This window comes from Rhizobium sp. AP16, from assembly GCF_000281735.1.
Classification (GTDB): domain Bacteria; phylum Pseudomonadota; class Alphaproteobacteria; order Rhizobiales; family Rhizobiaceae; genus Rhizobium; species Rhizobium rhizogenes.
Genome location: NZ_AJVM01000027.1, coordinates 21165 through 34200 on the forward strand (window position 1 = coordinate 21165; position 13036 = coordinate 34200).

12 protein-coding genes are annotated in these 13036 nt (G+C 59.2%); all 12 read left to right on the top strand.

The annotated features are described in order from the left end of the window. Window positions 1-236: 236 nt before the first annotated feature. The 12 genes from tsf (at window position 237) to lpxB (ending at window position 13021) form a co-directional block, all read left to right on the top strand. Window positions 237-1163, top strand: a complete 927-nt coding sequence (tsf, locus tag PMI03_RS12010; RefSeq protein WP_007693408.1) for a translation elongation factor Ts — start codon at window positions 237-239, stop codon at window positions 1161-1163. A 151-nt stretch (window positions 1164-1314) separates the two neighbouring features. Then, a complete protein-coding gene (pyrH, locus tag PMI03_RS12015) occupies window positions 1315-2037 on the top strand; it encodes a UMP kinase (RefSeq protein ID WP_034518329.1) in 723 nt (240 codons plus the stop codon). Window positions 2038-2091: 54 nt separating this feature from the next. Further along, window positions 2092-2652 (top strand): ribosome recycling factor, encoded by a 561-nt coding sequence (frr, locus tag PMI03_RS12020; protein ID WP_007693413.1) that lies wholly within the window; start codon window positions 2092-2094, stop codon window positions 2650-2652. A 105-nt stretch (window positions 2653-2757) separates the two neighbouring features. Continuing rightward, the gene (locus PMI03_RS12025; RefSeq protein ID WP_007693415.1) at window positions 2758-3501 is read left to right on the top strand and encodes an isoprenyl transferase; all 744 of its coding nucleotides are present in this window, start codon (window positions 2758-2760) and stop codon (window positions 3499-3501) included. After that, the gene (locus PMI03_RS12030; RefSeq protein WP_007693417.1) at window positions 3501-4334 is read left to right on the top strand and encodes a phosphatidate cytidylyltransferase; all 834 of its coding nucleotides are present in this window, start codon (window positions 3501-3503) and stop codon (window positions 4332-4334) included. Before PMI03_RS12025 ends, PMI03_RS12030 begins: the two co-directional genes overlap by 1 nt. A 24-nt stretch (window positions 4335-4358) precedes the next feature. Continuing rightward, window positions 4359-6032 carry an RIP metalloprotease RseP gene (rseP, locus tag PMI03_RS32020; RefSeq protein ID WP_007693419.1) on the top strand — a complete coding sequence of 558 codons (1674 nt, stop codon included), beginning with the start codon at window positions 4359-4361 and terminating at the stop codon, window positions 6030-6032. Window positions 6033-6230: 198 nt separating this feature from the next. Continuing rightward, window positions 6231-8564, top strand: coding sequence for an outer membrane protein assembly factor BamA (gene bamA / locus PMI03_RS12040; RefSeq protein WP_007693425.1), 2334 nt, complete (start codon window positions 6231-6233; stop codon window positions 8562-8564). 50 nt (window positions 8565-8614) lie between these two features. Further along, entirely contained in the window at window positions 8615-9682 is a 1068-nt protein-coding gene (gene lpxD / locus PMI03_RS12045) for a UDP-3-O-(3-hydroxymyristoyl)glucosamine N-acyltransferase (RefSeq protein WP_007693427.1), read from the top strand. Beyond that, window positions 9675-10148 (top strand): 3-hydroxyacyl-ACP dehydratase FabZ, encoded by a 474-nt coding sequence (gene fabZ, locus PMI03_RS12050; protein WP_007693429.1) that lies wholly within the window; start codon window positions 9675-9677, stop codon window positions 10146-10148. Before lpxD ends, fabZ begins: the two co-directional genes overlap by 8 nt. Then, a complete protein-coding gene (lpxA, locus tag PMI03_RS12055; RefSeq protein WP_007693431.1) occupies window positions 10145-10960 on the top strand; it encodes an acyl-ACP--UDP-N-acetylglucosamine O-acyltransferase in 816 nt (271 codons plus the stop codon). Before fabZ ends, lpxA begins: the two co-directional genes overlap by 4 nt. Window position 10961: 1 nt before the next feature. Beyond that, window positions 10962-11843, top strand: a complete 882-nt coding sequence (locus PMI03_RS12060; protein ID WP_007693434.1) for an LpxI family protein — start codon at window positions 10962-10964, stop codon at window positions 11841-11843. Beyond that, the gene (gene lpxB / locus PMI03_RS12065) at window positions 11840-13021 is read left to right on the top strand and encodes a lipid-A-disaccharide synthase (protein ID WP_007693436.1); all 1182 of its coding nucleotides are present in this window, start codon (window positions 11840-11842) and stop codon (window positions 13019-13021) included. Before PMI03_RS12060 ends, lpxB begins: the two co-directional genes overlap by 4 nt. Window positions 13022-13036: the final 15 nt, after the last annotated feature.

Here is a 13036-nt window from a genome sequence, read left to right on the forward strand (position 1 = left end):
CGTATTGACATCCGGGACAAGGCCGTTTGCGACTTCAAGGAGTTCGAGCGGCCTTGTTCTGTTTCAGGGAACACATGGCCTGGGCGGTAGATCCAGGCATGTTCCAATCAAGAATTCCAGAGTATGACGCAGCTTCATAACGCTGTCATACTTACGGGTACATTTCGTCCCTCAAATCGGTGCCGCCTCGGCTCAAAGCCGCTTGCCGCACCGTATGAACCGACAAGAGGAAGCTTATGACCGAGATTACGGCTGCATTGGTGAAGGAACTGCGCGAAAAGTCTGGCGCAGGCATGATGGACTGCAAGAAGGCGCTTATCGAAACCAACGGCGATATCGAAGCAGCGATCGACTGGCTGCGCGCCAAGGGCATCTCCAAGGCCGACAAGAAGTCCGGCCGTACCGCCGCTGAAGGCCTGGTCGCCATTGCTGGCGCCGGTCACAAGGCCGTTGTCGTCGAGCTCAATTCCGAAACCGACTTCGTTGCCCGTAACGATGCCTTCCAGGAGCTCGTTCGCGGCATCGCCGAAGTCGCGCTGTCCACCGATGGCACGGTCGAAGCCATTTCGGCTGCGACCTATCCTGCATCCGGCAAGCCGGTCGCCGACACCATCAAGGACGCGATCGCAACCATCGGCGAGAACATGACGCTTCGTCGTGCGGCCAAGCTTGAAGTCGAGCACGGCGTCGTGGCGACCTACATCCACAATGCTGCCGGTGACGGTATCGGCAAGCTCGGCGTTCTGGTTGCCCTGAAGTCGGTTGGTGACAAGGCCGTTCTGACGTCGATCGGCCGCCAGGTTGCCATGCACATTGCTGCTACCAACCCGCTGGCTATCCGCGCCGAAGAAGTCGATGCCGCAGTCGCCGAGCGCGAACGCAACGTCTTCATCGAGCAGTCCCGCGAATCCGGAAAGCCGGAAGCCATCATCGAAAAAATGGTGGAAGGCCGCATGCGCAAGTTCTTCGAGGAAGTTGCTCTTCTCTCGCAGGCCTTCGTCATCAACCCGGACCTGACGGTCGGTGCTGCCATCAAGGAAGCTGAAAAGACCGCTGGCGCTGCGATCGAAGTCGTTGGCATGGCCCGTCTGCTCCTCGGCGAAGGCGTCGAGAAGGAAGAGGCCGACTTCGCCGCTGAAGTCGCTGCCGTGGCCAAGGGCTGATCATCGAATTCGTTTCGTCTGTTGACGAAACGAAACCATACCCCAGATAGGTGAAACCATATCCGGGAAAACCCGTGGGCATCGCGTGACAACGCGATGCCCTTCGTGTATCCGGCTTTCACAATCTTCCCCGCGATCACTTCAAGGAGCCATGATGACTCAGCCGATCTACAAGCGTGTATTGCTCAAGGCCTCCGGCGAAGCTCTGATGGGCAGCCAAGGGTTCGGTATCGACGTGACCGTCGCCGACCGGATTGCCTCCGATATTGCAGAGGCGCGCGCAATGGGCGTCGAAGTCGGCGTCGTTGTCGGTGGCGGCAACATTTTCCGTGGCGTCGCTGTGGCCTCCAAGGGCGGCGACCGTGTGACCGGCGATCACATGGGCATGCTTGGAACCATAATCAACGCTCTGGCGCTGGCGACCTCGCTGCGCAAGCTCGATATCGACACGGTGGTCCTCTCCGCCATTTCCATGCCGGAGATCTGTGAGAGCTTCTCGCAACGCGCCACGCTCTATCACCTCTCGCTCGGCCGTGTGGTGATCTTTGCCGGCGGCACCGGCAATCCATTTTTCACCACTGATTCAGCCGCTGCCCTGCGCGCCGCCGAAATGGGCGCCCAGGCGATCTTCAAGGGCACGCAGGTCGACGGCATTTATTCCGCCGATCCGAAGAAGTTCCCGGATGCGACCCGCTTCGAGCAATTGACCCATAGCCAGGTGCTCGAAAAGGGCCTCGCCGTCATGGACGTTGCCGCCGTGGCGCTGGCACGAGAGAACTCCATTCCGATCATCGTCTTTTCCATCCATGAAAAGGGCGGCTTCGCGGAAATCTTGACCGGCGGCGGCCGCAAGACCATCGTATCAGACAATTGACGTTCCTGTGGCGCCGGACCTTCCCGGCGTCGCCTATTAGACGGGAGTATAAACATGAGTGAAGGCACTGACCTCAAGGAATTGAAGCGCCGCATGGACGGCGCCATTGCGGCATTCAAGAGCGACATCGCCTCGCTGCGCACCGGGCGTGCGTCCGCCAACATTCTCGACCCGGTGACGATTGAAGCCTACGGTTCGCGCATGCCGCTGAACCAGGTGGCCAATATCACGGTTCCCGAGCCGCGCATGCTGTCGGTCTCGGTTTGGGACAAGTCGATGGTCGGCGCCGTCGAGCGCGGGATCCGCGAATCCAATCTCGGTCTCAATCCGATTATCGACGGGCAGAACCTGCGAATTCCGTTGCCGGAACTCAACGAGGAGCGTCGCCGCTCGCTGGTGAAGGTCGCCCACGAATATGCTGAGAAGGCAAAGGTGGCGATTCGCCATGTTCGCCGTGATGGCATGGACGGTCTCAAAAAGGCCGAAAAGGACGGTGACATCGGTCAGGATGAGGGCCGCTCCTTGTCAGAGCGTGTGCAGAAGATGACGGATGAGACGATTTCGGACATCGACCGCTTGCTAGTCGACAAGGAAAAGGAAATCATGCAGGTCTGATTTCACGCTAGGGCATCGCGCTTTCGATCACGAGATATTGAAAGCGGCAAGGGTGCGCTAGATTAAGAGGCCAGAACCTTTCCCGCCGAACAAAACTGGACCCATATGTCACTTCCGACCTTCTCTGCCATACCCGAACACGTTGCCATCATCATGGATGGCAACGGGCGCTGGGCCAATGCACGCGGCCTGCCGCGAACCATGGGCCATCGTAAGGGCGTGGAGGCGGTGCGCGAGACCGTGCGGGCTGCCGGCGACATCGGCGTAAAATATCTGACCCTCTTTGCCTTTTCGTCGGAGAATTGGCGTCGTCCGGAGACGGAGGTGAGCGATCTCCTCGGTCTGCTCAAGGCCTTCATCCGGCGAGACCTTGCCGAGTTGCATCGCCAGAATGTCCGCATCCGGGTGATCGGTGATCGCAACAATCTGCGCGGCGACATCCTGCCATTGTTGATCGAGGCGGAGGAGACCACCAGGGACAATACGGCCCTGACGCTGGTCATCGCCTTCAACTATGGCTCGCGCGATGAAATTTCCCGCGCCCTCGTCAGCCTCGCGAGGGACGTCGAGGCCGGGCGGCTGCGCCCGCAGGATATCAGCCCCGAACTGGTCGGCGCGCGGTTGGACACGGCCGGAATTCCCGATCCCGATCTGATCATTCGCACCAGCGGTGAAGAGCGGTTGTCGAATTTCCTGCTCTGGCAGGCCGCTTATTCGGAATTCATGTTCATGCCGGAATACTGGCCGGACTTCAGCCGGGACCTTTTCTTCTCCGCGCTGGAAAAATATGCCGCGCGCGATCGGCGTTTTGGCGGTCTTTCCGCCAAGCAGGCGGCCGTGGGGTCCTGATGAGTCGCGAACTCCGGCTGCGCATTTTCTCCGGCATCATTCTTGCCGCAATCGTTCTCGTCGCCACCTGGTACGGCGGGCTGAGCTTCCGCCTGCTGGCGGTGGCGATCGGTCTGCTCGTCTATTATGAGTGGTCGACAATATCGGATCTTCATGGCCGTGATCCGCAGGGCAACGCGCTTGCCTGGCTGGGCCTGGTGCTGATTTCCGGCTCAACGCTGATGGAAGAATCGGTCTACTCCATCGAGGTGCTGTTTGCTTTCGTTGCGGTGACAGCGATCATGGTCGCCATGCGTGGCAAAAGCTGGTGGCTGCCCGGCGGAATATTCTATGCCGGATTGACCACCATCGCCCTTGCGGAGATCCGCGACGATGACCTGCGGGGCTTCGTGCTGATGCTGTTCATCTTCGCCACGGTATGGGCGACCGATATTTTCGCCTATTTTGTCGGCCGCGCCATCGGCGGACCAAAGCTTGCGCCACGCATATCGCCGGGCAAGACCTGGTCGGGCGCCATCGGCGGTGCAATCGCAGCCGTGATTGCCGGAACGGCGGTGGTCTGGAGCTATTTCTCCGCAGATGGTTTATGGATTCCGGTGCTCGCGCTGATCCTGTCGATTTGCAGCCAAATCGGCGATTTATTCGAGTCTTTCATGAAGCGCCGTTTCGGCGTCAAGGACTCCAGCCATCTAATTCCCGGCCATGGCGGCGTCATGGATCGGGTCGATGGACTAATTTTTGCTTGTTTTGCGGCGTTTATGTTGGCTATCGTGATATCGCTGACAATGAGCGGCGAGACCATGTCATTGGGCAGTGTCCTGCTCGGTGTATGAAATCAACGCGAACAGGATCAATGCATGGGTAGCGTGGCAGGCATCATCGGCTTCTTGACGAACAACGTCATCACGTTTGTTTTCGTCCTGTCACTGCTCGTTTTCGTGCACGAGATGGGTCATTATCTGGTCGGGCGCTGGTCTGGCATCCGCATCATGGCCTTCTCGATCGGCTTTGGTCCCGAGATCGCCGGCTTCACCGACCGCCATGGCACGCGCTGGAAACTGTCGCTCATTCCGCTCGGCGGCTATGTCCGTTTCTTCGGTGATGAGGACGCTTCGAGCAAGACCGACACAGATCAGCTCGCGGCCATGACCGAGGAAGAGCGCGCCCAATCCTTCGCGGGTGCCAAGCTCTGGAAGCGCGCTGCAACCGTTGCCGCCGGCCCGATTGCTAATTTCATTCTCGCCATCGCAATTTTCGCCGTGCTGTTCGGCGCCTATGGCCGCACGGTTGCGGATCCCGTCGTTGCCATGGTCACGCGCGGCGGTGCCGCCGCCGAAGCAGGGATCGAGCCTGGCGACCGTCTCGTCGCCATTGACGGCAACAAGATCGCGACCTTCGATGAAGTGCAGCGCTATGTCGGCATGCGGCCCGGCCGCAATATCGTGCTCAGCGTCGAGCGCGATGGCCAGAAGCGCGATTTCAACATCATGCCGAAGCTTGCGGAAGACACGGATCAGTTCGGCAACAAGATGGAGATGGGTCGCATCGGTATCGCGCTCGTCGACCCACAGGTAACGGCGGTGGAGCCGGGCGGGCCGGCGGCACGGGCGGGCATACAGGCCGGCGACCGTCTGGTCGCGGTCGATGGCAACAATGTCGCGACCTATTACGATATCGTTCGCTATATCGGTGACCGCCCCGGCAAGAGCGTGGTCCTGACGGTCGAGCGCAATGGCCAGATCCGCGATTTTCCGATGGTGCCGGCGGCGCTGGCTGAGACCGATTCTTCCGGCAACAAGAAGGATGTCGGCAGCGTCGGCATTTCGCCGGTCGATCCGCTCGTGGCCACAATTGCGCAGGATAGTCCTGCCGCAGGTGCGGGTATCACGCTCGGAGATCGCATTCTTTCTGTGGATGGACGCGCCATCGGCTCCATCGGTGAGGTGCAGCGTTATGTTGCCTCCCGAGCGGACAAGGCAGTGGTATTGTCCGTCCAGCATGACGGCGTGACGCGGGACGTCAAAGTCACGCCCAAGATGGCCGCAGAACCTGATGCCTTCGGCAACGAGACGGAGATCGGCAGCATCGGAATCAGCGATGGACAGAAGCCTATCAAGCTGCGTTATCAGGCATACGGGCCGCTGCAGGCGCTCAGCGAAGGCGTGAAGCAGACCGGCAACATCATTTCCGGCACCTTTGAATATCTCGGCAACGTCATCGGCGGCTACATGAAGGCGGACCAGCTCGGCGGCCCGATTCGCGTGGCGCAACTCTCCGGTCAAATGGCAACTCTGGGCTTCTCCGCGGTGCTCCAATTCGCCGCCATACTTTCTGTTTCAATTGGTTTATTAAATTTGATGCCGGTCCCGGTACTTGATGGCGGCCATCTGATGTTCTATGCGATTGAAGCAGTAAGGGGAAAACCGCTAGGTGCCCGAGCGCAGGACATTGCTTTCCGGATTGGGTTCGCAATGGTTTTGTCACTCATGGTATTTGCGACATGGAACGACATCAGCTCCAGGATAGGCTGATGGGGGAGCAAGGGAAGAATTACGATTTATTTACGATGTTTCAAAGCTGTAGTGGCGAATGAGCCACGCTTTGAAATGAAGTAAACAGAAATTAACTTGCTCCCTTGCTTGTATGTCAAAAGCGGGTAAAACGACACACGTGGCCGGAATCGGGTTCTTCCCGGGGCTGGGGACGACTGAAAAAAGGTAAGAAGTGAAATGAAGGCTGGTTCAAGATTTTTGAACGCAGTGTCGGCGGTAGCGCTGTCTGCTGGTGTTGTTGCGTCGGGCGCTGGTGTTATCACCCTTGCTTCTGCCTCGGTCGCAGAAGCCGCTGTCATACAACGGATCGATGTCAGGGGGGCAGAGCGTGTTGGCGTTGATGCTGTTCGCGACAATCTCACGATCAAGCCCGGCAAGAGCTTCTCGCCCGGTGACATCGATAATTCGGTGAAGCAGCTTTATGCCACCGGATACTTCTCCGATGTACATGTGACTGTTTCCGGCGGCACGCTGGTCGTTTCCGTCAAGGAAAACCAGCTGATCAATGCCGTGGTTTTCAACGGCAACCGCAAGATCAAGGATGACAAGCTGCAGGGTGTCGTACAGACCCATGCCGCTGGTCCCTACAGCGAAACCCAGGTTCAGGCCGACATCAAGACGATCAAGGACGCCTATGCGGCGATCGGTCGTAATGATGTTCAGGTGACAACGCAGACCGTTCCGGTCGCGCAGGGCCGCATCAACGTTGCCTTCGTCATCAATGAAGGCGATCGCACCAAGATCGACAAGATCAACTTCTCCGGCAACCAGGCTTACAACAGCGGTCGTCTTGCTTCGGTGATCAGCACCAAGAAGACGAACTTCATGTCGTTCCTGACCCGTAAGGACGTCTACAGCGCCGATCGCCAGCAGGCGGACCAGGATGCGCTGCGTCAGTTCTACTACAATCACGGTTATGCCGATTTCCGTATCGTCAGCGCCGATGCGACGCTGAACGAGCAGAACAACGAATACACGCTGAACTTCAGCGTCGATGAAGGTCCGCGCTATACCTATGGTGACATCAACGTCGTTTCGACGGTTGATGGCGTCAATGCCGAGGACCTGAAGAGCTTGGTCATTACTCAGAAGGGTAATGTCTACAGCGCCAAGGATATTCAGACCTCGATCGAGAACATTTCCAAGCGTGTCGCTTCGGCCGGCTATCCGTTTGCCCGCATCACGCCGCGTGGTAACCGTGACCTCAGTGGCCACACTATCGGTATCGAATATCTGGTCGACCAGGGCGAGCGCGCCTATGTCGAGCGCATCGAAATCCGCGGCAACACCCGCACGCGCGACTACGTTATCCGTCGCGAATTCGATATCAACGAAGGCGATGCGTTCAACCAGGAAATGATCAGCCGCGCCAAGCGTCGCCTCGACGCGCTCGGCTACTTCACGAAGGTTGATATCAGCACGGCACCGGGCAGCGCTCCGGACCGCGTTGTCGTTGTCGTCAACGTCGAAGATCAGCCGACTGGCTCGTTCGGTATCGGTGCTGGTTACGCAGTCGGCAACAATGGTGGTCTGCTGCTCGAAGCTTCGGTTGAAGAAAAGAACTTCCTCGGTCGCGGTCAGTACATCCGTATTGCAGCGGGCGCCGGCACGGAAGGCAATCGTACCTATAACATCTCGTTCACCGAGCCCTATTTCCTCGGTTATCGTCTGGCCGCTGGCTTCGACATCTTCAAGAACCAGACGTCGAGCGACGACTATTATGATTACTCGGAAGAGGGCTTCTCGCTGCGCGTGACGGCTCCGATTACCGAGAACCTCGCGACGACGCTGCGTTACAACTACAAGCGCCTAACCTACGATGGTACGAACGATTGGGAAGACAACCTGTCGGCTCCGTACCAGAATCTTGTCTTGAACGGTCCTTGGATTCAGTCGACGATTTCGCAGACCTTCACTTACAACACGCTGGATGATCAAAATCTGCCGCGTGAAGGTATCATCGCCAAGTTTACGCATGAATATGCGGGCCTGGGCGGCGACTCCGACTTCTACAAGCTGAGCGGCAAGGCACGTTATTACAAGATGATCAGCGATGAGGCTGACATCATCGGCTCGCTGACGGTTGGTGCCGGCTACGTCATGCCGACGGATGGCAAGCTGAACGTCTTCGACCAGTTCACGCTCGGTGGCCGTGAAATCCGTGGCTTCGAGAATGCCGGTATCGGTCCGCGCACGTCGAATGGCGATCCGCTGGGCGGCACGACCTATGTCACGGCCTCGGCTGAGGCAAGCATGCCGATGCCGGGTGTTCCGCAGGATATCGGTCTGCGTCTCGCAGCCTTTGCCGATGCGGGTACGCTCTATGGCAACAAGGCTAATCTGTTCGGCGATGTCCTGCATAATGACAGCTCGATCCGTGCCTCGCTCGGTGCAGGCCTGATCTGGTCGTCGCCCTTCGGTGTTATCCGTGTTGACTATGCCGTACCGGTTCTCAAGGAAGACTACGACAAGGTTGAGAATTTCCGGTTTGGCATCGCCAACCAGTTCTGATATCGGCAGCCCAGAACTGCGGGCTTAACACCGTTCTGGAGCTGGTGCTTATGGAACATATCGGTTTTTTCCCGCCCCATGATGGCGTTAGCCTTCGTGCGCTGGCCGAGCATCTTGGGGCGGAACTTGCTGATGAGGCCTTCGCGGGCATCATCATCAAGTCCATTGCGCCGGTCTATCGGGCCGGCGATGGCGACGTTTGCTACCTTCTTTCCCGAAAGAATCGTGCTGAACTGGAGACCTGCAAGGCTTCGGCGATCATTTGTTTGCCGACCTTGAGTTCTTTGGTCCCGGAACACATTCCGGTTCTTCTTTCCAAGAAGCCACATACGGATTTCGCGCTGGCCGGTGCATTGCTGCATCCGCAAGCCATGCGTCCGGTTGCGTTGACGTCGACACCGACACTGATTTCGCCAACCGCTTTCGTCGATCCGACAGCCAAGCTCGAAGCTGATGTCGGCGTGGAACCGGGCGCCGTCGTCGGTCCGGGTGCCGAGATCGGCGAGGGAACCCGTATCGGAGCCGGCGCCATTATCGGCCCCGGTGTCAAGATCGGGCGCCACTGCACGATCGGCGGCGGCGCCAGCGTTCTGTGCTCCTATCTCGGCAACGGCGTCATCATCCACAATGGCGCGCGTATCGGCCAGGATGGATTCGGCTATGCGCCAAGCCCGCGCGGCATGATCAAGATCGTACAGATCGGCCGCGTCATCATTCAGGATAACGTCGAGATTGGCGCCAACACGACGATCGATCGCGGTACCATGGATGATACGGTGATTGGTGAAGGCACCAAGATCGACAATCAGGTGCAGATCGGACATAACGTCCGGATCGGTCGTTATTGCGCTATCGTCAGCCAGGTCGGCATAGCCGGCAGTGCGGTGATCGGCGATGGTGTACAGATCGGCGGCCATACAGGCATTAACGGTCATATCCAGATCGGTGATGGTGTTCAGATCGGTGCCATGAGCGGCGTCATGAACAGTATCCCGGCCGGAGAGCGCTTTGCGGGTATTCCGGCACGACCTTTGTGGGATTTTCTGAGAGAGGCGGCGGAGATCGCGAAGCGATCCGGAGCCAGAGAGAAGAAGGATGGGAGTGCGGAGCATGACTGAAGACGCCAAGACGTCGCTGTCGTCGGCTGATATCATCGAGATTATGAAGCTTTTGCCGCATCGCTATCCTTTCCTGATGGTCGACAGGATCATCGAGATCGATAGCGACAACTCCGCTATCGGCATCAAGAACGTCACGGCCAACGAGCCGCAATTCACTGGGCACTTTCCGGGCTCGCCGATTATGCCGGGTGTTTTGTTGATCGAAGGCATGGCGCAGACGGCAGGTGCGATCTGCGCTCGCAAGGATGGTATTGGCGGTAACCTCGTCTACTTCATGACCATCGACAATGCTCGCTTCCGCAAGCCGGTCGTTCCTGGCGACCGGGTGGAATTCCATGTCGTCAAGCAAAAGCAGCGCGGCACGATCTGGAAGTTCCACTGCGATGCCAAGGTCGATGGTTCGGTGGTTGCCGAGGCCGATATCGGTGCGATGATTGTACGGAAGGACCCGGATCAGGCATGAGCAGCATTGCAAAAAGCGCGCGCATTCATAAGCTCGCGGTCGTTGAAGACGGGGCGGTCATCGGCGAGAATGTTGTCGTCGGTCCGTTCTGCCATGTCGGTCCGAAGGTCGTGCTGCATGATTCTGTCCAGCTGTTGACGCATGTGGTCGTGACCGGCCGGACGACGATCGGCAAGGGTACGAAGATATTCCCCATGGCCGTCGTCGGCGGCGATCCGCAGAGCGTGCATCACGGTGGCGAAGAGACGACGCTGGATATCGGCGAGAATTGCACGATCCGTGAAGGCGTGACGATCAACACTGGCACGGCTGATTACGGCGGCAAGACGGTCGTTGGCAACAACAACCTGTTCCTCGCCAATTCGCATGTCGCCCATGATTGCCGCGTTGGCAACAATGTCATCATGTCGAACAACGTCATGCTGGCCGGGCACGTCACCGTTGAAGACCGCGCCATTCTCGGCGGCGGCTGCGCGGTGCATCAGTTCACCCGCATCGGCCGTCAAGCTTTCGTCGGCGGCCTTTCGGCTGCGAGTTACGATGTCATTCCCTACGGCATGTTGAACGGCAATCCGGGCGTCCTGTCGGGCCTGAATATTGTCGGCATGACCCGCGCCGGCATCGAGCGTTCGGTGATCCACCGGGTCCGCCGCGCCTATAAGAGCATTTTTGAGGGCGAAGGCTCGATCCGCGACAATGCGACGGCGATCCGCGAGGAGTATGCCGATTGCAAGGAAGCGATGGAGATTCTCGATTTCATCGCCGCCGATAGCGATCGCGCACTATCGTCGCCCAATCGCGGCAAGGGCTGAAGTGGCCGCGAGCGGTCAGGACAACAAGGGCAGGCTGGCGATCATCGCAGGCAGTGGTTTTTTGCCCGCCTATGTCGCCGAAGCCGCCCGTCAGGCCGGCGAAGATCCCGTCATTCTTGCATTGACCAACGAGGCGGACCGCGATTGGTCCGCTTTCGATCACGCCACTCTTGGCGTCGGCAATTTTGCCGGTCTTGAAGCCGTGTTCCGCCGCTATGGCATCGACAGGGTCGTCATGTCCGGCGGTGTCGCGCGCCGTCCAGCCTGGCGGGAGATACATCCGACCTGGCGGGTGATCAAGGAATTGCCCTCGACCATTCGCACGCTTTTGTCCGGCGGCGACAATGCCGTTTTGCAAATGGTTATCCGGCTGATCGAGGCTGGCGGTGTCCGTGTTGTCGGCGCCCATGAGATAGCACCGGACCTGCTGGCGACTACCGGGCCGCTGGGCAAGCTTTCTCCTTCTAAAGAGGATTTGAGAGACATTGCTCAGGGTGCGAAAGCTGCCGATGCGCTCGGGCTGCTGGATGTCGGGCAAGGCGCTGTCAGTGTCGGTGGCCGCGTCGTGGCGCTGGAAGGTGCTGAAGGCACGGACCAGATGATCGAGCGTGTCGCCGGCCTGCGTGCCGAAGGGCGTATATCGACGCGCCGCCGCGGCGTGTTGGTCAAGCTTTGCAAGCCGCAGCAGGATGTACGCGCTGACTTGCCGTCAATCGGCGTGTCGACCGTGCTGAACGCCAAGAAGGCCGGCCTTGCCGGTGTGGCGGTGGAGGCGGGCAGGGCGCTGGTGCTGGAGCGCGATGCGGTGATTGCGGCCGCCGACGAAGTCGGACTTTTCGTCTGCGGCATCGACCGCGGCCTCAGCGCGGAGGGGTTCATGTGAGCAACAGACCGCTGAAACTCGCTGTGATCGCCGGTGAAGTCTCGGGCGATCTGCTCGGCGGCGATCTGGTCGCCGCATTGAAGCGTCGTTATGACGGCCCGGTGGAATTGATCGGCGTCGGCGGTGAAGCGCTGGAGGTGCAAGGCCTGCGATCGCTGTTCGACTATTCCGAACTGTCGATCATGGGGTTTGCACAGGTGATCAAGCAGCTACCGAAGCTGCTCGCCCGCATCAGGCAGACGGCGAATGCCATCATCGCGGCCAAGCCGGACGTGCTGCTGATCATCGACAGCCCGGATTTCACCCATCGCGTCGCGAAAAAGGTGCGGGCGGCTTTGCCTGACCTGCCGGTGGTCAATTACGTCTGCCCCAGTGTCTGGGCGTGGAAGGAATATCGCGCGCAGAAAATGCTTGCCTATGTCGATCATGTCCTGGCCATCCTGCCGTTCGAGCCGGCGGCAATGCAGCGGCTGGCGGGACCGGCGACGACCTATGTTGGTCATCGCCTGACGGTGGATCCGAGCCTGGTCGAGGCCCGCCGCCAGCGTGCGCTCCGGACCGTGAGCACCGCCGATAGCGGAAAGACGATCCTGCTGCTTCCCGGCTCGCGTTCCTCGGAAATCCGCCAACTCATGCCAGTTTTCGAGCAGGCAGTGATGGAACTTAGCCGGCGAAACGATCGCATTCGCTATCTGCTGCCGACCGTCCCACGGCAGGAAGCATTGGTGCGCTCCCTTGTTGAAAACTGGAGCGTAAAGCCGGATGTCTTTGTCGGCCAGGAGGCCAAATGGAAGGCTTTCGCGGAAGCGGATGCGGCTGTCGCCGCCTCCGGCACCGTGATCCTGGAGCTGGGTCTTGCAGGCGTTCCTGTCCTCTCGACATATAAAACGGAGTGGCTTGCCCGGTTTGTGATGTCGCGCATCAAGGTCTGGACGGCCGCTTTGCCGAACCTGATTGCGGATTACGTCGTCGTGCCCGAGCTCCTCAACGACGTGCTGCGGGCCGGCAAAGTGGCGCGTTACATGGAACGCCTGTCGAACGATACGCTGGAGCGGGCGGCCATGCTGGAGGGCTACGATCTGGTCTGGGAGCGAATGCAGACGGAAGAGCCGCCCGGCGAGAAGGCGGCGGCGATCCTCCTCGATGTTTTAGCCAACAAAAAACCCGGCCATTTCTGACCGGGTTTTTTGTTG

What these genes read in the sequence shown, in the direction of transcription:
- fabZ (WP_007693429.1), top strand. Translation starts at nt 9,675, where the DNA reads ATGACTGAAGACGCCAAGACGTCGCTGTCGTCGGCTGATATCATCGAG.
- PMI03_RS12030 (WP_007693417.1), top strand. Translation starts at nt 3,501, where the DNA reads ATGAGTCGCGAACTCCGGCTGCGCATTTTCTCCGGCATCATTCTTGCC.
- pyrH (WP_034518329.1), top strand. Translation starts at nt 1,315, where the DNA reads ATGATGACTCAGCCGATCTACAAGCGTGTATTGCTCAAGGCCTCCGGC.
- PMI03_RS12025 (WP_007693415.1), top strand. Translation starts at nt 2,758, where the DNA reads ATGTCACTTCCGACCTTCTCTGCCATACCCGAACACGTTGCCATCATC.
- rseP (WP_007693419.1), top strand. Translation starts at nt 4,359, where the DNA reads ATGGGTAGCGTGGCAGGCATCATCGGCTTCTTGACGAACAACGTCATC.
- tsf (WP_007693408.1), top strand. Translation starts at nt 237, where the DNA reads ATGACCGAGATTACGGCTGCATTGGTGAAGGAACTGCGCGAAAAGTCT.
- lpxD (WP_007693427.1), top strand. Translation starts at nt 8,615, where the DNA reads ATGGAACATATCGGTTTTTTCCCGCCCCATGATGGCGTTAGCCTTCGT.
- bamA (WP_007693425.1), top strand. Translation starts at nt 6,231, where the DNA reads ATGAAGGCTGGTTCAAGATTTTTGAACGCAGTGTCGGCGGTAGCGCTG.
- lpxA (WP_007693431.1), top strand. Translation starts at nt 10,145, where the DNA reads ATGAGCAGCATTGCAAAAAGCGCGCGCATTCATAAGCTCGCGGTCGTT.
- frr (WP_007693413.1), top strand. Translation starts at nt 2,092, where the DNA reads ATGAGTGAAGGCACTGACCTCAAGGAATTGAAGCGCCGCATGGACGGC.